The sequence below is a fragment of the Ralstonia psammae genome, from assembly GCF_958405935.1.
GTDB classification, from domain to species: domain Bacteria; phylum Pseudomonadota; class Gammaproteobacteria; order Burkholderiales; family Burkholderiaceae; genus Ralstonia; species Ralstonia psammae.
This window is the reverse complement of the sequence record NZ_CATZBU010000003.1, coordinates 114,624-134,057: the sequence shown is the minus strand read 5'-3', so window position 1 is coordinate 134,057 and position 19,434 is coordinate 114,624. Positions and strand designations below refer to the sequence as shown.

Below are 19,434 nucleotides of genomic sequence, written 5' to 3'. Positions count from 1 at the left end.
CTCCGTTCACTTGATGGACAGCTCGGCCAGCACGATTGCGACCAGCAGCGGCCTGGCGTGCGCTGCGGCAGGGGCGACGATTTCCGCAGGGCGCAGTGCGGGCACGACCACGGCGCGCCCCGTGGCAAGCGGCACCACGATCTGCCCACGGCGCGGGTCGACACCCGCCAGGCGCAGCGGGCCCCGCAGCATGCGCAGCGATGCGTTGGCCGTGCCGGTGCTGCCGAGCGTTGCGACCAGCACCACGTCGTTGGCATGCGCAGGCTGGTTGGCCAGGTCGATGCGCGTGCTTGTGCCCGGCTGCAACGCCAATACGGAAACACGGATCCGGCCCACTTGACGTGCGCGCGGCGCAAGCCGGCGGGCAGCGCCCGGCAAGGCGCGCTCCACGGGCCCCACAAGCAGCTTGTCGACCTGCGGCGTGTCGCGCAGCACTTGAATGCGCACGGGCGCCGGCGCCAGGGTTTCGCTGGCTTCGATCGAACGCGTGTAGACGAGCTGCGTTTCGAACCGTGCGCCTGCCGCTGCCACAACGCCGGCCACCTGCTGCAGCACCGCCACGCTGGCGAACTGGTCAATGATGGATTCGAGTGCGCCTGGGTCCAGCACGCCGTTCCAGCGGCCCTCCGGGTCGGAAGGACCAGGCTCCGGCGAGCCCGGGTCTGACGGGCCCGGATCGACGGGGCCCGGGTCCCCGGGGCTGCCAGGATCGGCAGGCCCCGGGCCGCCCGGATCCACCGGGCCAGGATTGATCGGGCCGGTGGGCTCGCCCGGGCCGACGGGGCCTGGGCCGCCGGGGTCCCCAGGATCGCCCGGGCCGGGCTCGCCAGGATCGACGGGTTCCGGATTGCCCGGCTCACCCGGCTGCGGATCGCCCGGCCAGCCTGGGTCGACCGGTTGCGGATCGCCTGGGTCGATGGGCTCCGGAGGCGGCGGAACACCTGGATCGCCGAGCGGGATCGGCGGGAAGATCGGCTGCGGTCCGTGCGGGAAGAAGGGGTCGTCCGGCGGCAGCGACGGCGGCACGGGAATCGGAAACCATGGCGGCACGCCCGGCACGGGTACCGGTTGCGGGTCGACGGGAATGGGGATGGGGACAGGCACCGGCCCCGGCCCGGGGTTGGGCGGGACAGGCGGAATGGATGGCGGAAAAAGCGGCGGCGGATTCAACGGCGGCCACACCCAGGGTCCGCCGCTCGGGTCGTTCGCGACAGGCCCGATGGGCGATGGGGCAATCGGGCCGAAAATGCCTGGCTCAGACACCACTGGCGCCACCGGATGCGCCACCACGGGCCCTGCCGCCGGGTTGACCTGCACCGGCACACGGCTCGCGCCGCCCAGCAGATGCGATGCGATGGCCGCACCGAGAACATCGCTGGCGCGCTTGCCGAGCGTGTTGGTCAGCGCGGTGTGAATCGCGTTGCCGACGTTCGGGTCGGTGGTCTGCGTCTTGAGTTGTGCGACGAGGCTGGCGAGCAACTCACGCTCGCGCTCGGAGAGCACACCCGGATGCGTCGACAGGTCTGCGCCAAGGGCACGCAGCAGATCGGATGATCCGGAGTTGGAAGGCTGGTCGGGCATGGCGCGATCCTCCGGCAATGGCCGTGGTCGTGCCCATGCACCGTCCCACCCCACTGCAAGGCGTGCCGCTTCCTATTGCGTGCTACTGCGGCCGATGGCCGGTTGAGCGGCTTGCGCAATGGCATCTAAGGTCACGGCGCGCACTTCAGCAAGCGCAGGACAGGCCTTTTATGCGTCTATTTTTTTAACTCTCATTGAAAGCGCGAAACATGAAGCGAACGCTGAGTTTTTTCATGCAACGCGCCACGCAGCCGAGCCGCCGTTACAGCGATGCGGCCAGGCGCGTGCCCTGGTCGATGGCGCGCTTGGCGTCCAGTTCGAGCGCCTCATCGGCACCGCCAATGATGTGTACCTTGGCGCCGCCGGCCTGCAGTGGCTCGACCAATTCGCGCAGCGGCTCCTGCCCTGCGCACAGCACGATGGAATCGACGGGCAGCCATTCGGGGGTTTCGCGTTTTTCGCCATAGCTCACGAGCAGACCTTCGCTACCGATGCGCTCGTAGTTGACGCCGCCCACCATGCGCACGCCCAGGTTCTTCAGGCTTGTGCGATGGATCCAACCGGTGGTCTTGCCCAGGCCGCCGCCGAGTTTTCCGGCGCGCCGCTGCAGCAGGATGATGTCGCGCGCGGGTGTCTGCGGTTCGGGGCGAATGCCATCCACACCGCCGCGTACTTCGGTCGGGTCCCCCACGCCCCATTCAGCACGCCACGTTTGCAGGTCGAGCGTGGGCGAGTGGCCATCGAGCGCGAGGAATTCCGCCACGTCAAAGCCGATGCCACCCGCACCGACAATCGCCACGCGCTTGCCCACCGGCTTGCGGTGGCGCAGTACATCGATATACGACAGCACGCTCGGGTGATCCTGCCCCGGGATCTTCGGGTTGCGCGGCGACACGCCCGTCGCGATGATGATCTCGTCGTATTTGGCCGCGAGCAGTTGCTGCGCCTCCACACGTGTGCCGAGGCGCAGCGTCACGCCTGTCGCTTCGACGCGGCGCGTGAAGTAGCGCAGCATCTCGTGAAACTCTTCCTTGCCCGGGATGGTCTTGGCCATGTTCAACTGGCCGCCGAGTTCCGGTGCCGCATCGAACAGGTCCACGGCGTGCCCGCGTTCGGCCAGCGTGATCGACGCCGACAACCCAGCAGGCCCGGCACCGACCACCGCAAAGCGCCGCTTGGCGGGCGTCGGGCGGATGACGAGTTCGGTTTCATGGCACGCACGCGGGTTGACGAGGCAGCTCGCAATCTTGGCCTTGAACGCGTGGTCCAGGCATGCCTGGTTGCAGGCGATGCAGGTGTTGATGTCCTGTGCGCGGTTCGTTGCGGCCTTTCGCACGAAATCGGCATCCGCCAGCAGCGGCCGCGCCATCGACACCATATCGGCGCAGCCGTCGGCCAGCACGGCCTCCGCCACCTCCGGCGTGTTGATGCGGTTGGACGTCACCAGCGGAATACCGACCTCGCCCTTCATCTTCTTCGTGACCCACGCAAAGGCCGCACGGGGCACGCTCGTCGCAATGGTGGGGATGCGCGCCTCATGCCAACCGATCCCCGTGTTGATGATGGTGGCGCCGGCGCGCTCCACCGCCTTGGCGAGCTGCACGACTTCCTCCCACGAGCTGCCGTCCGGGATCAGGTCGATCATCGACAGGCGATAGATGATGATGAAATCCTTGCCGACCGCCTCGCGCGTGCGCTGGACGATTTCCACGGGCAGGCGCATGCGGTTCGCATAGCTGCCGCCCCAGTCATCCATGCGCTTGTTGGTATGCGTGACAAGAAACTGGTTGATGAAGTAGCCCTCGGAACCCATGATCTCGACGCCGTCGTAGCCGGCTTCGCGGGCCAGTTGGGCGCAGCGCACAAAGGCGCGGATCTGTCGTTCGATACCGCGCGCCGACAACTCGCGCGGCGTGAACGGGCTGATGGGCGAGCGCAGTGCCGTGGGTGCCACCGCAAACGGGTGGTAGCCGTAGCGGCCGGTGTGCAGGATCTGCAGAGCGATCTTGCCGCCTTCCTCGTGCACAGCGTTGGTGACCGCGCGGTGGCGGCGTGCTGCTCCATGTGTGGCCAGGCGCCCGGCAAACGGCTTGGTCCAACCCGCAATGTTTGGCGCAAATCCGCCGGTGACCATCAGCCCGACATCGCCGCGTGCCCGCTCGGCAAAGTAGGCGGCCAGCCGGTCAAAGTGGTTGCCATCTTCCAGCCCGGTGTGCATCGAGCCCATCAGCACGCGGTTCTTGAGCGTGGTGAAGCCAAGATCGAGCGGGCTAAGCAGGTGGGGGTAAGGCGAGGAGGGCGTGGAGGCGGGCATGTCCGGCGCAGGGGGAGACGCTGCGATGATGTGGAAACGCGCCGGACGGTAGCACCCAAGCGCCCGTTGGAACAACAGGGCGGGGCTCTAGATGTGCGGGAGGCGCGTCAGGATTTTCCCGACTTCTGCGGGGCGTCTTCCGCGGGCTTGCCGAGCAGCGCCTTCAGCAGTTTGTTCTGTGGAATCGCCTTGCCGGTGCCCTGGCCGGGCTTGCCGGTGCGCTGGCTGTCGCGCTTGATGTTGTTGGCGATCTTCAGGCCCTTGAGTTTTTCGAGGTCGGTTTTCTTCACGATGGGGTTCGCAATGGGATACATGAGCTGCGTGTTACGCTCGGCAGGATACGCGAATTTGCCAAACTCCCGGTCCGCCCACGCCCGTTTTTCTGCAGTTCTGCTACCGCATTGACCGCATTCACGCCGCCCGCCACGCCCGTTCCCGACCTGTTCCAGCCCGGCCTGCAAGACTGGGCCGAGCAGCCCGCGCAAGCCTTCGAACACTGGTTGGCCGCACGCGGCTATCGCGAATCGTCGGCGACGGTGTATCGCGCGATGTGGCGAAAATGGCTGCGCTGGGCCGAGTCGCGCCAGCGCGCATTGGCCGACTGGAGCGCTGGCGACATCGCCGCCTTTCTCGATGAATCGGGCCTGACCAAGCTGCATCGTTATCGCTACGCGCGCCTGATCGAGCGCGTCTTCCATCAGATCGAGCAACAGCGGACTGGCACGCACAACCCCGCAAGCTCGGCGGTGCAGCAGAAGCTGGCCGAGGGCGAGAACGACCCGACCACATTCCTTTCATTGACCGAGCGCGCGGCGATCGAGGCTTCCCTGGTGGTGGGCGAACAGGCCAGCGGGGCGGCCGCCAACGCCAGCGCGTTCAAGCTGGCGCGCGACCGCGCACTCGTTGCGGTCTGCCACGGCGCGGGGCTGAAGGTCGCGCAGGTGCAATCGCTGCTGCTCCGCCAGGTGGATGAGGCGCTGGAGGTGATTACCGTCGAGCGCTCGCGCGGGCCGTCGTACCAGGCGCCCATGCTTGAAGCCGCGCGACCTGCGCTGGCCGCCTGGCTGGCGGTGCGCGCACACGCAGAGGTGCCGGGCGAGCACGTGTTCGTTGCCGACGCCAGCGGGCGCGTCATGCACGCAGCGTCGGTGTACCGGCGCGTGGAGGCTTGGCTGGCCGCGCAGCCGGCGTTGTTGCACCGCAGCGAGCGGCTGTCCCCGCAGACGCTGCGCAACGGTTACACCGCCGCGCTGTTCGATGCAGGCGCAGACCCTGCTGAGGTGGGGTATGCGCTGGGCCTGCGCGATGCGACTTCGGCATGGCGGCTGCGTGCGGCCTATGCTGAGTGGCAGGCGGCCGCCCATCCCGACGGCCAGCCGTAGGCCGTTCTTTGCTTAACCGGGGTTTCAAACTGCCCGCAAGCCGTTGGCAGGCTTTGCTATGATCGCGCTGTTTTACACGCTGCGGAGCAGGTCGACGCAGCGTAGAACGACGATGCCGCGTTTAAACCGGCACGCTAGCTCTCTCCTTCCTCGATACCTCGCACCCCATGACAGAAACCATTCTGCTGACCGGCGCTACCGGCTACATCGCCTCGCACACCTGGGTTGAACTGCTGGATGCGGGCTACCAGGTAATCGGCCTCGACAATCTCTGCAACAGCAGCTCGACGGTGCTCTCCCGCATCGAGCAGATCACCGCCAAGACGCCCAAGTTCGTGCAGGGCGACGTGCGTGACCGCCGCCTGCTCGATGACCTGTTTGCCAGCTCGCGCATCTCTGCTGTCATCCACTTTGCGGCGCTCAAGTCGGTGGGCGAGTCGGTGCAGAAGCCGCTGACCTACTACGACAACAACATGGGCGGGCTGGTCACGCTGTGCGCGGCCATGGCGCATGCGAATGTGCGCCAGCTCGTGTTCAGCTCGTCGGCAACGGTGTACGGCAATCCGCATACCGTGCCGATTACCGAATCGTTTCCGCTGTCGGCCACCAACCCGTATGGCCAGACCAAGGTGATGGGCGAGCAGGTACTGCGCGATCTGGAGATTTCCAATGCCGCCTGGCAAATCGCTTATCTGCGCTATTTCAACCCGGTGGGGGCGCACCATAGCGGCCTGATCGGCGAAGACCCGCGCGGCATCCCCAACAATCTGATGCCGTATGTGGCACAGGTGGCGGTGGGCAAGCGCGAGAAGCTTTCGATTTACGGCGGCGACTGGCCCACGCCCGACGGCACCGGCGTGCGCGACTACATCCACGTGGTGGATCTGGCGCGCGGGCACCTGTCAGCGCTCGACACGCTGCGCCGTGACAGCCGCGGCTTTACCGTCAACCTCGGCACGGGCCGTGGGTACTCGGTTCTGGAAGTCGTGGAGGCCTACAAGCGCGCCAGCGGCAAGCCGGTGCCGTATCAGATCGTGGATCGCCGCCCCGGCGATATTGCAGCGTGCTATGCCGATCCGGCACTGGCGGCCTCGCTGTTGGGGTGGCGCGCGCAATACGGCATCGAGCGCATGTGTGAAGACTCGTGGCGTTGGCAGAGCATGAATCCGGACGGCTTTCAAACCCGTGGCTGATTCATTCGATCTTGCAGGACTTTCATTGAACGGCCCAAACCAACAGGAGACGCCCCGTCGTGGATGAGGCGTTCATCGCTCACCTGATCAGTACGCTGGCGCGTGGACTGTTGCCTGCGTTGCTGCCATTTGTCGTGGCATGCGGCGCGGGCAGTTTGCTGCTGCGTTTGCTCGATGATTTGCGCAGCGCCACGGCCTCGCGCACGCGCATGCCGCTGGTCATGACAGCGTTGTTCTCGGCCGTTGGGTTGTGGGCGGTGCCGCTGCTGCCGCTGCTTGCGCATTGGCCGCTGCACGAAGACACCGCAGTGCTTGTGATGACGCTCGCTTCGTTCTGCTGGAGCCTGGCCGTTGCGGCGCTGTGGTGCGTGCTGGGCGGGCGTGCGGGCATGGTGCGCGCCATGTTGCTCGGCGCGTTGCTGAGCGTAAGCGGCCCGGTGGCGGTGTTGCTGCTGGCGGGCGTGACGAGCTTCAGCACCACCGCCTGGGAAGACGCCGGGTTGCTCGGCATCGTCATGGTGCTGTCGGCGGTGGCGTGTGCGGCGGCGCTGCAGCTTGCGCTCTCTGCGCGGTCGGGGGCGACTGGGGTGGCGGTACGCCGCCCGGGCGTGAGTCTGTTTGTGAGCGTGCTGTTTGGCATCGCCTTGACGGTGGATGCGGTGTATACGGCGTCGCTCGCGGGCTCGTTCTCGGCGCTTTCCGCCATGCCCGGCAATGCACCGGCAGGGTTGCGGTTGCTGCTGGTGGTGGGTGCAGTGGCAACGGTGCTCGCTGCTTTCCTGCTGGGCTATCGGGATCGCGCTACGGGCGACACCGCCGCTGCCATCGCCGCTCGCGAAATTCGTCTGCGCAAGGAAACCGTACAGGCGCTCAACGACCTGGAGCAGAGCTACCGCCGCCGTGAAGCTGAACTCGTTGCACGCCATCAACTGCTGCTCGACGGCGCAGATGTCGGGCTGTGGGAGTTCGATCTCATCACGCGCGCCGCACAGTTTTCCACGCGCTTTGCCGCCATGCTGGGTTACACGCTCAAGGAGATCGGCCCCAGCACGAGCGAGTATCTCCGCCTGGTGTATCCCGATGATCTGCCAATGGTGCTCAATCGCATCCAGGCACATGTTGACGGCAACGCGCCGGCATACGTCGCGGAATTCCGCATGCGGCACAAGGATGGCAGCTATCGCCAGATTGCTGCGCACGGTGTGGCAGTGCGTGACGCCGGCGGCCATGCCGTGCGCATGGCAGGGTCGCATATCGAGGTGGTCGCAAAGATAGCCTCGGCAGAAGTTGCCGTGTCAGCCTCTTCAACCGCTGCCGAAGCACCGGAAACGCTGCGCCGCCATGGTTTGTGGGAGTCCTGGACGCCAACCGATCATCCCGCGGCAGAAGCGGTCGCACCGCAAACAAAATCGACATCAACGCCTGTGCCTGACGCAACGTCCACAGGCGGTCTGCTTCCCAGCATCAATCCCGACGCCTTGCGTTGAGGCGTTCTTCTTTTTTCTCTCGTCGTTCCTCGGTGGCGAACCGGCACGTGAGTACATGTCCCACTCAAGTTTTCCGCGTGTCTGTTCGTTAGCTCAAGCAGAGCGCGTGTCATCGCGCCAGGGGAGCGCCGCGAACAGCACTTGTGCCGTGCGCGGACAAAAGAAACGCTTGGAGGGAAGGAAGATGAATCGACTCACGCTTCGTCAGAAGCTGTGGCTGCCGCTTGTCCTGAGTTGGCTGTGCCTGCTTGTCATCACATTGTGGAGTGCGTGGGGCGCGCGCACCGTGCGAATGGAAGAGCGGCAACGCGATCTCCAGAATGTCAGCGCAACGGCGTTCAGCGTTATCAAGGAATACGCCCAGTTGGCGCAGGACGGCAAGATGACGGTGGACGAGGCCAAGGCCCAAGTCATCGAGCGCCTGAAAGGCATGCGCTATGGCACCGACGGCTACTTCTCGCTGTCGAGAACCGACACCGTGTCGGTCATGCATCCGATCAAGCCCGAGATGGTCGGCAAGAACATGTCCGCCGCAACCGATCCGGAAGGCAAGCACCTGTTCGTGGACATCGCGCAAACGGCCAAGGCCGGCGGCGGGTTCGTGCGCTACCTGTGGCCCAAGCCCGGCAGCGACAAGGCGGAACCCAAGCTGACCTACGTCTCGTACTACCAGCCTTGGGATTGGTCGATGACGACGGGGCTGTATATCGACGATGTGGATGCGGCATTCCGCACGTCCCTGATTCAGTCGCTGGGCTTGCTGTTTGGTATTGGCCTGCTGATGACCGTGGTTGTGGTGGCCGTGACGCGTGGCTTGCAACGCCAGCTGGGCGGCGAGCCCGCTTACGCCGCAGATATTGCCGCGCGCATCGCCAGTGGCGATCTGGCGTTGCGCGTGCAGACCCGCCCAGGCGATCGTGACAGCATGCTTTTCGCCATGTCGCAGATGCAGCAGCAACTGACCGGCACGATTGGCGACATCAAGAACTCGGCGGATTCCATTGCCAGCGCCACCAAGCAGATCGCCGCAGGCAATGCCGACCTGTCGCAGCGTACGGAGCAGCAGGCGTCGTCGCTGGAGGAAACGGCGTCGAGCATGGAGGAGCTGACGTCCATCGTGAAGCAGAATGCCGACAACGCGCGTCAGGCGAGCACGCTGGCCGTCAACGCGTCGGATATTGCGGTCAAGGGCGGCGAGGTGGTCGGGCGTGTGGTCGAAACGATGTCCGGCATCAACGAAAGCAGCAAGAAGATTGCCGACATCATCGGTGTGATCGAGGGCATTGCTTTCCAAACCAACATCCTGGCGCTGAACGCTGCTGTGGAGGCCGCCCGTGCGGGCGAGCAGGGCCGTGGCTTTGCCGTGGTGGCGGGCGAGGTGCGCAGCCTGGCGCAGCGCTCGGCGAGCGCGGCCAAGGAGATCAAGGAGCTGATTGGCGATTCGGTGGGCCGAGTGCAGAACGGCTCGGCGCTGGTGGAAGAGGCCGGTGTGGTGATCCAGGACGTGGTGACTGCCGTGAAGCGCGTAACGGACATCATGGGTGAGATTTCCGCCGCGTCAGACGAGCAGAGTTCCGGCATCGAGCAGGTCAACCAGGCCGTGAATCAGATGGACGAAGTGACGCAGCAGAATGCCGCGCTCGTGGAACAGGCGGCGGCCGCTGCGCTGTCTCTGGAAGAGCAGGCGCAATTGCTGCGCACGGCAGTGGGGCGCTTCCAGGTATAACTGCGCCTGACTTTTGGAAGGCAGAAATGGAAAAGGCCGGCAAATTCGCCGGCCTTTCTCTTGTGTGGTTTCCGGCGCGCCTCTTTGTGCGGGCTCGGAATGCTGCGCTGAAAGCGCAGCTCAGGCGACCAGAAAATCCTCCATCTTCCGGCCCGACGACAGCTCCTTTACCAGCCAGCCCGGGCGCTTGCCACGGCCAGTCCAGGTATTGCCGTTGTTGTCGCGGTAACGCACCGGCACCTTGCGGCCAGCCTTCTTCGATGCCACGGCGCCTTTGGCGCCAAAACCGAGGTCTTCGGCGGTCAGGCCGTATTCCGCGATCTTGTGCTTGATTTCAGCGATCACCGTCGCTTGTTCATTTGCCCGGAGTTCATCGGCTTGGCGCTGCAGTTCAGAGATCTTCTGAACGATTTCCTTGTAAGTCGGCATTATGGATTCCTCAACTTTGCAATTGAAACATGGGCACGCTCCCCGTAGCCCAGGGCATTATAACGACTTTGCAGGTGTGAATTGAATTTCGTTAAGACCTCATGTCAACGGCGTGGATTTTCTGCCGCACTGAGCTTTGCGCAAAGCTGCATGGGGCGGGCGTTTGCGCGGTGTGTCGAAATCGTAAACATATGAACCATTGCAAAGCCGGTGAGCTGTATTGCAATCGAAGCAGTGCACTGTCTACGCAATCCCTACACAATTCTTTTCTTATGTGACTGCTTCATTGCTTGGGCACTTGTTGGAGTCTTGGCCAAATATTTCCGAATATGAAGGTGAAAGGTTCCCGAAAGGTTATGGTGAGTGCATCAAAATGGCGCATTTTCTGTGCCGCCTATTCGATGTCGCCTGTTCAGGCGTACTCGATTCCAAGTAAGCCCTGAAAATCCTTGGCCGGCATCGGACGTGCCAGCAGATAGCCCTGCACCTGATCGCATTGCAGATTCACCAGCGCCTGCATTTGCGCGTCGGTTTCCACGCCTTCCGCCACCACGGTCATGTCCAGCGAGTGCGCCATCGCACAAATGGCGCGAATGATGGCAGCGGCCTCGGGCGGGTTGTCGTCAAGCGCAGAGACGAATGCGCGATCGATCTTGATCTGCTGGGCGCGAAAGCGCTGCAGATAACTGAGGCTGGAATAACCGGTACCGAAATCGTCAATGGCCACCTCAAAGCCGAGCGACTGGATTTGACGGATGACCGCGATGCTCTGGCCGGCATCGCGCATGGCCGCCGTCTCGGTAATCTCGAACATCAACCGATGCGCGGCAACCTGGTAGCGATGCAGGATCTGCGACAGGCGCAGCACGAGATCGGGCTGCTGGAATTGCCGTGGCGAGAGGTTGACGGCAATGCGTTGCGGCGACATGCCGATGGCATCCCAATGCATGATCTGGCGGCAGACTTCTTCGACCACCCAATCGCCCAGTTCGACGATGGTGCCGGTGCGTTCGGCCAGCGGGATGAACTCCGCCGGTGACACAGGGCCCAGCTCCGGATGGTTCCAGCGCAGTAGCGCTTCAGCGCCGGTCATGGCTTGCGTGCGCGCGTCGTACTTCGGCTGGTAATACACCGAGAGCTGCCCGTTGAGGGCCGCGTGCGAGAGCGCACGTTGAATCTGCAGCACGCGGTGCGCGGTGGTGTTCAGGCGCGGCTCGAAGAAGCGGTAGGCGTTGCCGGTGGACTGCTTGCAATCGAACATGGCCGTGTCGGCATGTTCAAGCAGCGTGTCTGCCGTCGCGCCGTTGTGCGGATGGACGACGACGCCAATGCTGGCGGTGGCACGCAGGCGCCGGCCTTCCACTTCCACCGATTCACGCAGGCGGAACAGCAGCTTGTCGCCAATGGTGGCGGCCGCCTCGGGCAGCGCCAGACCTTCCACGAGGATGCCGAATTCGTCGCCGCCAAGGCGTGCCACGGTATCTTCGCCGCGAATGGTCTGGCGCAGGCGCTCGGCAATGATCTGCAGCACGCGGTCGCCCGCGTTGCGGCCGTATTGGTCGTTGATCTGACCGAAGTTGTCGAGATCCAGATAGAAGAGGGCAAACGGCCGCCCGCGCCGCGTGGACGACAGGATTGCCGCCTCCAGCGCTTCGCGCAGATGCAGGCGGTTTGGTAGACCGGTCAGCGTGTCGTGGAGTTGGGGCCGGGGCGCCTGGTTGGCCACGCGCGCCAGCGATGCTTCCAGATGTGCCTGCGCCGAGTCGACGCGGGTTTCGAGCATCATCAGCACCGCATGCAAGCCCAGCGCGATCAGCACGCCGCCAGCGCTGAGCATGATGACGGGCACGATATGCATCGTCGACTCGTCAGCCGGCCATGCGGCAGTGCACGGCCACAACACGAGCGATAGCACCGCTGTTGTTGCCAGCACGGCTGCGGCACGTGCCCGCAAACCCACGGCGGCGCGACGCTGCCCCGGCGGCATATGGAACGCCATGCACATCGCCAGGCACACGCCTGCGCCCAGCACCAGCGTGCCCCCGCCCCAGCCGAGCAGGGCGCGGCGCAGCGACAAGGCCTCGTCATGCACCCAGGGGCGTGTCAGATACAGCTCCATCGTGAGCAGCCCGATGCCAAGCGCCACGGCGCTCATGGCAATGCTGCGTCGTTGCGGAGCTTGCGCGCCATTGGCCGCCGAGGTGTCCGGCAACACGATAGAGAAGGCTGCCAGCGATGCCGCCAGCGCTGTCATGAGTGTCGCCGCGATGGGCGCGGATATGGGTGTGCCGACCTGTCGATGCAGGCCAAGCTGGCCGAGCCAGAGCCCCGACCACAACCCAATGCCAAGAATGGCCGCGCAGGCGATGCGCCAGTTGCGGCGTTTTGCGATCGTCGAGCCCCCCGGCAGACGTGTCGCAGCGTCCAGTGCGGCAAACGTGGTCAGCCCAGTGCTGACCCACGCAAACAGCAGCAGCGCAATATGAAAATCGTTATGCATGCGAGCGCATCCGGCGCGGCCCCCCGATCTACGACCAGCGCCTAGTCTGTGTTTTGCGGCGAGGATAGCGCAAAAACCTGTCGTTTCAGGCCGCGAAAAAGTGCGTTTGTTGCGCGCTATTCACAGAATGCGTCGGGATCATTCGCCGCTACCGCGTCGCATCAAGCGAGCATGACGGCGCCACGCCTGTCTTGGAGGATCGGCAGAAACCGCCGAAACGTGAGCCGGGTATACGCGGATGGCTCGACGCCCGTGATTGGGCGTCGGAGGTCAGGCGAAGCGGGGAGAAAAATCGCGCACGTGCTCAGGCATTGAGGCGGCCGCGCCGACGTGAAGCCGGCGTAGCGGCGCCCGCACGCTCCAGATCGACGCTGGGCAGCAGATGCAGCAGGCGCACAAGCTCAGACTGGCGATGGGTGCCGGTCTTGCGCAGGATGTCGCGGATGTGCACACGCACCGTGTGCAGCGAGAGGAATTCGCGCTCGGCAATTTCCTGCAGCGTTTCGCCTGCAGCCAGCCGCGCAGCGACGATGCATTCCTTGTTGGTCAACCCGAAGAGCGACGCGAGCACGCCGGCGTCCATGACCGAGCGGGCTTCGGAGTTGCCGACCAGCACCAGCGCCAGCGGTGAAGCCCAGGCGGAGCGCAGCGCATCGGAGGGCGCGAGCGGCGTGGCAATGAAAGGCACCGGGCGGCCATCGCGAGCCAGGTACATCCACGAACCGGCCGCGCCTTGCACGCCGAGTGACCCGGCGGCGTGTTCGATGAGGTTGCGCAGTGCTGCGTCGTGTGTGTGATCTGCCGAGTGCAACAGGCTGCCATCGAGCGACAAACGGTCGTCTTCAGCCGTCATTGTGCGCGCCCAGGCGTTGGCGTACTTCACGCGCATGGTGCGCTCGATCACCATCACGCCAAAGTCCAGCGTATCCAGCCCGGCCATGCCGAGCGCGGCGAGTTCGTTCAACTCCAGATTGCGCTGCTGCATGCGCGCAGCCCGCTGCAGATGCGGCAGCACGCGTTGAAGGCGGGTCTCGCGCTCGATGGCGCTGACTTCCGACAGATCGTCGTCGCGCGTGCGCAGGCGCATCGTGACGCGCATGTCGGGCGTATCGATCAGGGTCATCGCTGCCGACGGTGCTTCTTCAGGCTCCCCGGCGCTGAGCAATTGCGGGTCTTGGCAGAAGGCGTTGCAGTGGCCCGGTTGCGGGCAGTGCTGGCACCAGCCCGACGAAACGCCTTGGCGCGGCGAATCGGTGTGCTTGTCCCAAACGAAATAGTGTGCGCTTTCGGCGCCGGCGTAGACAGAGAGCAGGGCCAGGGCGATCGGCATCTGCGCAGGCTCGAGTACCGCCTCATAGATGGTATCGACGAGTCGATGGAACTCTGCGTCATCCGATAGACGTTGCAGCATGATGGCCCCCGGTGCGTATTGCGACAGCTCAGAGTGCACCCCGTTGCTGTCGATGTGTTGCGGCGTGACGCCGCCGTCGCTGTAATGATTATTGTTGTTCTGCGCGACTTCTGTGGTAATCGGCAATCCTTTGAAGGAACTTAACATTCCGCTTTCGATGCTCCCAAATTCCGGCGGTGATGTATCCCCCCCGAGAGAGGGGAGTATGGGTGACTTTCAGCGCTGAAAATATAAAAAATATAAAAAATTCGTACACATGTTCACGATGCGGGTGCGCGTCAATTGAACTGGTAGGTATAGGCCGCGTTGAACCGCAGGCTGCGCGAGCTTGAGTTGATCGGTTTGTCACCCACCGGGCGCGCGATGGCGAGGTCCAGCGTGTAGTACTTCCGATCGGAGAAGCGCACGCCCAGCGCGATCGACCCGAGTTGATCATGGACCAGCGTGCCGGCGTTCGAATACACCTTGGCAGTGTCGTACAAGATGTAGGGCTGCACGGTCTTCAGGTAATCCATCGACACCGTAAAGAGCCGATTGAGTTCAACCGACGCGCCCCAGCCGCGATCCCCCGCCACTTCACCGGCCGGATAGGCGAGGCCGAAGAAGCGCCCACCAAAGCTGATCTGCTCCGATGACGGCAGCGTCGCGCCGCTGTACTGCGCCGCACCCGACACAACCACGCCAAAGCCCAAGGGCAGGTCGTGGGCTTCGCTGGCGGTGATGCGCGTGCGCAGGAAGCTCAGGTCGATGTTGTTGTTGACCGACTTGCCCGCGCCAAGGCTGTTGATGCCTTGGTAGATGCCCAGCGATGCCCGGCGCGTTTCTCCCGGCTTCACTTCGGTGTACAGCGCCTCGGCGCCAGCCACGCGCACCTTGGCATCCAGTTCGGTCTGCGCGAAGGCGGGGTTTTGCGGTGTGTATCGCTGCTTGTCGTCGTTGCCGTAGAAGGTGCCTGTGAGCGTCAGGTTGCGCGTGTTCGACAGCAGCACCGGATAGCTCAACGAGAGCCCCAGCCGCTGCGTGTCGGTCAGGTAGCGCGACTGGTAGCCCAGTTGCTCCAGCGGCAGATTCTCGGGCATGCCGCGATAGTGCGACCAGGTAAGCTTGGCCAGCAGCCCATCGGTGCCGATCGGCTGCGCCCACGTGGCGGAGTAGAACGTCTCGTGATCCGACCCGCGCGGTTGCAGGGTCGATACGGTGATCTGCTCGCCCAGCGGCGTCACGCTATTGAGTGTGCCCGTGATGATGGCCCGCACACCCGGCGAGCGGTATTCGACCCCCGTGCCGATGGTGTATGGCTGGCGCTTGACGTTCAACACGAGTTCGCTCGCGCCATCGGTGGTCGTGGGCGGCTGCACGGTCGCGGTGATCTGCACGCCGGGTTGCAGCGCCAGCACGCCGGTCACGCGCTCGAATGTTTCGCGGCGCAGGGGCTTCTCATCCATCAGGCGCTGCGAGATTTCTCGCAGGCGGCCTTCCAGTGGCCCGGGTGTGCCTTCGATGCGCATGCGTGCCACATAGCCTTCGACTACGGTAACGCGTACCACGCCGCCTTCAAACGTTTGTGCCGGCACGAAAGCAAACGAGAGCGGGAAACCGCGGTCGGCATACAGCTTGGTGACATCGTTCGCGGCTTGCAGCAGTTGCGCGACGGTGACGTCGTGCCCGGCCAGCGGCGCAAAGTGCGCGGCGATCTCGGGGAACGGCAGCGTCTTGACGCCTTCGATCTGGAACTTGGTCGGTGTGAGATGCGTGGCGAGCAGGTTTTCCAGCGCCGGATTCGGTCGCTGGACTTCCACCTGGATCTTCTGCTGGGGCGGGCGGGAGGTATCGACCTTGGGAAGCGTGTCGATCGGGTTGCCTTGGGTGGGGCTGCTCTGGGCCCAGCTCAACGCCGGGCCGGTCAGTGCTACGCCTGTGGCCAGGGCCAACCGCATGGTGGTGGTCCGCACGCCTGTCTCCTCCGTGGTGTTCGTGTTTGTGGTGTCGCGAAGCCGTACAGCCGCGCGTTCCATCGAACGATAACCGCGAGACATGGTGCTTTACAACAAGACACATAGAGGGAGCGTTCACGCGGCGCAACGGCCCAGGTAGATGCCGAGGGCGCGTAGGTGCGTGGCAGCCAGCCCAATGACGATGCCGCATTGCGCGGCATCGGTTCGTTTGAAACGCGACAGCGGCGGACTGGCGTGATAGCCGGTCCACCGAAGTGTGGATCGTGGATCAGTGACGCGTGCCGCCCAGTGCGGTGCCCACCGTGCCCAGCAGGCCGCCAACCGCGCCGGTGACCGGCGACAGTGGCGTTGCCGCACCTGCCGACGTCAGACCGGTGCCCACCGTGGTGACCACGCTGCCAACCGGGGCCGTGATCGTGCTGACGGGGCCCAGCGGGCTGGCACCGCCGGCTGCGCCGCCCAGGCTACCGAGTGCGCCGGTAACGGGGGCGAGCGGGTTGCTGCCGCCCGTCGCTCCACCCAGGCCGCCCAGCAGGCCCGTGACCGGAGCCAGCGGGTTGGAGCCACCAGCGCCGCCAAGGCCGCCGAGTGCGCCAGTGATCGGGGCGAGCGGGTTGCTGCCGCCCGTCGCACCACCGAGGCCGCCCAGCAAGCCGGTGATCGGAGCCAGCGGGTTGGAGCCACCAGCGCCGCCAAGGCCGCCGAGTGCGCCAGTGATCGGGGCGAGCGGATTGCTGCCGCCCGTCGCGCCACCCAGGCCACCAAGCAAGCCCGTGATCGGCGCGAGCGGGTTGCCGCCCGATGCCGTCGGCGAATACACGACGCCGCCCAGCGCGGCAACCGTGTTGCCCGTGGCCGTGACCACACCACCCAGTCCGCTGACGACCGGAACATTGGCCGCGGTGAGCGTGGTACCGCCCTTGGCCACAGCGCCACCAATCGTGCCCAGCAGCGTGTTGACCGGCGACCCCAGGCCCGTGGCTGCGCCCAGCGTCTGCGTACCGCTGGTGACCTGCGAAGTCAGCGGCACGATGGCCGTGCTCAGTTGCTGCGTGAGTTGCTCCACAGGGCCGGTCGACAGGGCGGTGCCCAGCGTGCCGCCGCCGTTGGCAACCGCTTGGCCGATTTGCGTGACCACGCCTCCCAGCGGTGTCGTCACCGGAGCCAGCGGCGCCAGCGGGCCGGTGCCCAGGTTGTTGACCAGCGTGCCGGCGCTCGTGACCGTATTGCCCGCACCGGTCACCACATTACCGAGGCTGGAAACCGTGGTGCCAACCGGATTGGCGGTGCGGCCGATGCTGCCCAGCCCGCTCTGCACGCCCGTACCCAGCGCCGAGACCGTCGCGCCTGCGTTTTCAACCACACCGCCCAGGCCGCTTTGCACGCCGCTCAGTTGCGAGGGCAGCGGCGCGGTGGCGATCGTCGTACCGAGGCCGCTCACAGTCGAGCCGGCCGCCGTGACGACGCCGCCTGCATTGTTGAGGACAGCGCCAGTCGGCGTCAGCGGCGCAGGTGCCGGAGTGGGGCTGGGGGACGGCGACGGGGAGGGCGAAGGTGAAGGAGAGGGCGACGGGGACGGTGCCGGCGAAGGCGTTGGCGTTGAACCGCTGCCGTTGTTGTTCGAGCCACCGCCGTTTGAACCGCCCAGCGAACTGCCCAGGTCGCCGGATCCGGAGCTGGCGCAACCACCCAAAACCAACAGGCTTGCCATGGTGGCGGCCAGGCACTTGATGTTCTTATTCATGATGGATCTCCCGTTTTAAAAAGTCCGCTTTAGTCAGCTGGAAAATGTCTCACTGTCGATGTGAGGTGGCCGGACTCTGCAAACGGTGTGCCATGTCGCCATTATTACGCAATGCGTAATGGGGTATCTGTATTTGCCACGTTTAGCTCAATAAAAATAGAAAGATTGTGAAAACTAACCAGAATATGGGATTTACATACCCTACCAAAGTGGGGGTTAAACGTTTGCGTTTTGGGTTATGTCGGAGGAGAGCGTGTTCCGTGTCACGTTACGTCGTAACGCTCGGAACATGGATTTTGGCGGCGTAACAGCCGGCGTTTAGGGTGGGTAACACCTGACGTGCTGCCCGCAAAACCAATACACGGGCCGTCCTTGGGAAACTGAGCCACGTTTCTAATGCGGCTGGCATGCCATTTGCAGAATGTGGCGCGCAGTCCGCAGTACCGAGCTCAGACATCAAGACACATCATTCCAAGAAGGGGACGGACCATGACTCACATTCGACACTCCATTCGCGTTGCGCCCTTGGCCTGCGCTGTTGCCGCTCTCATGTTGGCGGCTTGTTCTTCGGGAGGTTCAGGCTCGGGCAGTTCGCCGAATCCGAGCCCGAGTGATACGACCGGCGTGACGCCCGTCGGCAAGGTCGCCAACGGTACCGGCAACACCGTTGTGGCGACCGGCCAGGCGGTCAGCAGCCTCGGCACGACGCTTCAGAACGCAAACATTCCGGGCCTGTCGGACCAGGCCAAGGCTGGGCTCGGCGGCACGGTCGACAACGCCGGCAAGGCTGTGAGCGATCTCGGCCTGGGCATCCAGACCGGGCTCGGCAAGATGGGCCAGAACCCCAACCCGATCGGCACGACCGTGGCCAGCACCGGCAATGTCGTGACGGATCTGGGCCAGGCCACCGTGAGCGCCGGCTCGCTCGTGCAGGGGCTCGGCCAGGGCTCCGGCGCACCGCTTGCACCGATCACCCAGCCTGTGGGCGGTGGTGTCCAGCAGGTCGGCCAGGCGCTGATCGGCGGCGGCACGCTGCTAGGTAGCGCGCTGTCTTCGGGCGCGGTGCAGCAGGTGACGCAGCAACTGAGCACGGCCATCGTGCCGGTGACCACCCAGCTCAGCGGCGCTACGCAGATGATCGGCGATTCGACCGGCTTGGGCGGTGCCCTGAACAACCTGCTGGGGACGGTTGGCGGCGGGGTGGCCGGCGCCGGCAATACCATCACCGGGACGGGCGTGCCGGTGGTCTCGAACCTGGGCCCCGTGGTGACCTCGCTCGGCACGACGGTCGCGGCAATTGGCGGCGTCGCTACGACCGGTGGTTCGGCGGGCAGCAATCCGCTGAGCGGCCTGCTCGGGGGCGTCGGCGGCAGCAGCGGCGGCACGAACCCGCTGGCGCCTTTGACCGGCCTGTTGGGCGGCGCAGCTGGCGGCTCCAACCCCCTCGCGCCTGTCACGGGTCTGCTGGGCGGCGCAGCCGGGGGCAGCAATCCGCTGGCACCTGTCACCAACCTGCTGAGTGGCGCGACCAGCGCTGCCGGCGGCGCATCGGGCAGCAATCCGCTGGCCCCTGTCACCAACTTGCTGGGCGGCCTAGGCAGCCTGGCGCACTGAGCAGTACCTGTCTGTGCTCTTGAAGGTGCGCGGGCGTGTTCCCGTCGCTCGCGCATCCTTTTTTTGCCTGGACAGAGATGGGGAGCGTGCAGACCAAC

General features: G+C 65.0%; 13 protein-coding genes. 5 read left to right on the top strand and 8 right to left on the bottom strand.

Going from position 1 to position 19,434, the window contains the following annotated elements; translation table 11 throughout:
* Window positions 1-6 precede the first annotated feature (6 nt).
* The 3 genes from R2N16_RS07385 to R2N16_RS07375 form a co-directional block, all read right to left on the bottom strand.
* Window positions 7-1,581: a hypothetical protein gene (locus R2N16_RS07385; RefSeq protein WP_316664983.1), complete on the bottom strand. Its 1,575-nt coding sequence runs from the start codon at window positions 1,579-1,581 to the stop codon at window positions 7-9.
* A gap of 262 nt (window positions 1,582-1,843) precedes the next feature.
* Entirely contained in the window at window positions 1,844-3,895 is a 2,052-nt protein-coding gene (locus tag R2N16_RS07380; RefSeq protein WP_316664982.1) for an oxidoreductase, read from the bottom strand.
* A gap of 107 nt (window positions 3,896-4,002) precedes the next feature.
* Window positions 4,003-4,209 (bottom strand): hypothetical protein, encoded by a 207-nt coding sequence (locus R2N16_RS07375; RefSeq protein WP_316664981.1) that lies wholly within the window; start codon window positions 4,207-4,209, stop codon window positions 4,003-4,005.
* 87 nt (window positions 4,210-4,296) lie between these two features.
* Here R2N16_RS07375 and R2N16_RS07370 point away from each other — a divergent pair, with 87 nt between their 5' ends.
* The 4 genes from R2N16_RS07370 (at window position 4,297) to R2N16_RS07355 (ending at window position 9,683) form a co-directional block, all read left to right on the top strand.
* Window positions 4,297-5,277, top strand: coding sequence for a tyrosine-type recombinase/integrase (locus R2N16_RS07370; RefSeq protein WP_316664980.1), 981 nt, complete (start codon window positions 4,297-4,299; stop codon window positions 5,275-5,277).
* Between the two features lie 167 nt (window positions 5,278-5,444).
* Window positions 5,445-6,470, top strand: a complete 1,026-nt coding sequence (galE, locus tag R2N16_RS07365; protein ID WP_316664979.1) for a UDP-glucose 4-epimerase GalE — start codon at window positions 5,445-5,447, stop codon at window positions 6,468-6,470.
* Between the two features lie 59 nt (window positions 6,471-6,529).
* Window positions 6,530-7,957, top strand: a complete 1,428-nt coding sequence (locus R2N16_RS07360) for a PAS domain-containing protein (RefSeq protein ID WP_316664978.1) — start codon at window positions 6,530-6,532, stop codon at window positions 7,955-7,957.
* A 184-nt stretch (window positions 7,958-8,141) separates the two neighbouring features.
* Window positions 8,142-9,683 (top strand): methyl-accepting chemotaxis protein, encoded by a 1,542-nt coding sequence (locus R2N16_RS07355; RefSeq protein WP_316664977.1) that lies wholly within the window; start codon window positions 8,142-8,144, stop codon window positions 9,681-9,683.
* A gap of 120 nt (window positions 9,684-9,803) precedes the next feature.
* On the opposite strand, the gene R2N16_RS07350 is transcribed toward R2N16_RS07355, so the two are convergent.
* The 5 genes from R2N16_RS07350 to R2N16_RS07330 form a co-directional block, all read right to left on the bottom strand.
* Window positions 9,804-10,112: an H-NS histone family protein gene (locus tag R2N16_RS07350; RefSeq protein WP_316664976.1), complete on the bottom strand. Its 309-nt coding sequence runs from the start codon at window positions 10,110-10,112 to the stop codon at window positions 9,804-9,806.
* A 412-nt stretch (window positions 10,113-10,524) separates the two neighbouring features.
* Entirely contained in the window at window positions 10,525-12,612 is a 2,088-nt protein-coding gene (locus tag R2N16_RS07345) for a putative bifunctional diguanylate cyclase/phosphodiesterase (protein WP_316664975.1), read from the bottom strand.
* A 304-nt stretch (window positions 12,613-12,916) separates the two neighbouring features.
* Window positions 12,917-14,170: a helix-turn-helix transcriptional regulator gene (locus R2N16_RS07340; RefSeq protein ID WP_316664973.1), complete on the bottom strand. Its 1,254-nt coding sequence runs from the start codon at window positions 14,168-14,170 to the stop codon at window positions 12,917-12,919.
* Window positions 14,171-14,301: 131 nt separating this feature from the next.
* Window positions 14,302-15,975 (bottom strand): ShlB/FhaC/HecB family hemolysin secretion/activation protein, encoded by a 1,674-nt coding sequence (locus R2N16_RS07335; RefSeq protein WP_316664972.1) that lies wholly within the window; start codon window positions 15,973-15,975, stop codon window positions 14,302-14,304.
* A gap of 271 nt (window positions 15,976-16,246) precedes the next feature.
* Entirely contained in the window at window positions 16,247-17,722 is a 1,476-nt protein-coding gene (locus R2N16_RS07330; RefSeq protein ID WP_316664971.1) for a collagen-like triple helix repeat-containing protein, read from the bottom strand.
* A gap of 489 nt (window positions 17,723-18,211) precedes the next feature.
* On the opposite strand from R2N16_RS07330, the gene R2N16_RS07325 reads away from it, so the two are divergent.
* Window positions 18,212-19,336, top strand: a complete 1,125-nt coding sequence (locus R2N16_RS07325; RefSeq protein WP_316664970.1) for a collagen-like triple helix repeat-containing protein — start codon at window positions 18,212-18,214, stop codon at window positions 19,334-19,336.
* Window positions 19,337-19,434: the final 98 nt, after the last annotated feature.

Bases quoted from the DNA above. Each gene is read 5' to 3' on its own strand.
- R2N16_RS07385 (WP_316664983.1), bottom strand. From the start codon at position 1,581: ATGCCCGACCAGCCTTCCAACTCCGGATCATCCGATCTGCTGCGTGCC.
- R2N16_RS07380 (WP_316664982.1), bottom strand. From the start codon at position 3,895: ATGCCCGCCTCCACGCCCTCCTCGCCTTACCCCCACCTGCTTAGCCCG.
- R2N16_RS07375 (WP_316664981.1), bottom strand. From the start codon at position 4,209: ATGTATCCCATTGCGAACCCCATCGTGAAGAAAACCGACCTCGAAAAA.
- galE (WP_316664979.1), top strand. From the start codon at position 5,445: ATGACAGAAACCATTCTGCTGACCGGCGCTACCGGCTACATCGCCTCG.
- R2N16_RS07355 (WP_316664977.1), top strand. From the start codon at position 8,142: ATGAATCGACTCACGCTTCGTCAGAAGCTGTGGCTGCCGCTTGTCCTG.
- R2N16_RS07350 (WP_316664976.1), bottom strand. From the start codon at position 10,112: ATGCCGACTTACAAGGAAATCGTTCAGAAGATCTCTGAACTGCAGCGC.
- R2N16_RS07345 (WP_316664975.1), bottom strand. From the start codon at position 12,612: ATGCATAACGATTTTCATATTGCGCTGCTGCTGTTTGCGTGGGTCAGC.
- R2N16_RS07340 (WP_316664973.1), bottom strand. From the start codon at position 14,170: ATGTTAAGTTCCTTCAAAGGATTGCCGATTACCACAGAAGTCGCGCAG.
- R2N16_RS07330 (WP_316664971.1), bottom strand. From the start codon at position 17,722: ATGAATAAGAACATCAAGTGCCTGGCCGCCACCATGGCAAGCCTGTTG.
- R2N16_RS07325 (WP_316664970.1), top strand. From the start codon at position 18,212: ATGACTCACATTCGACACTCCATTCGCGTTGCGCCCTTGGCCTGCGCT.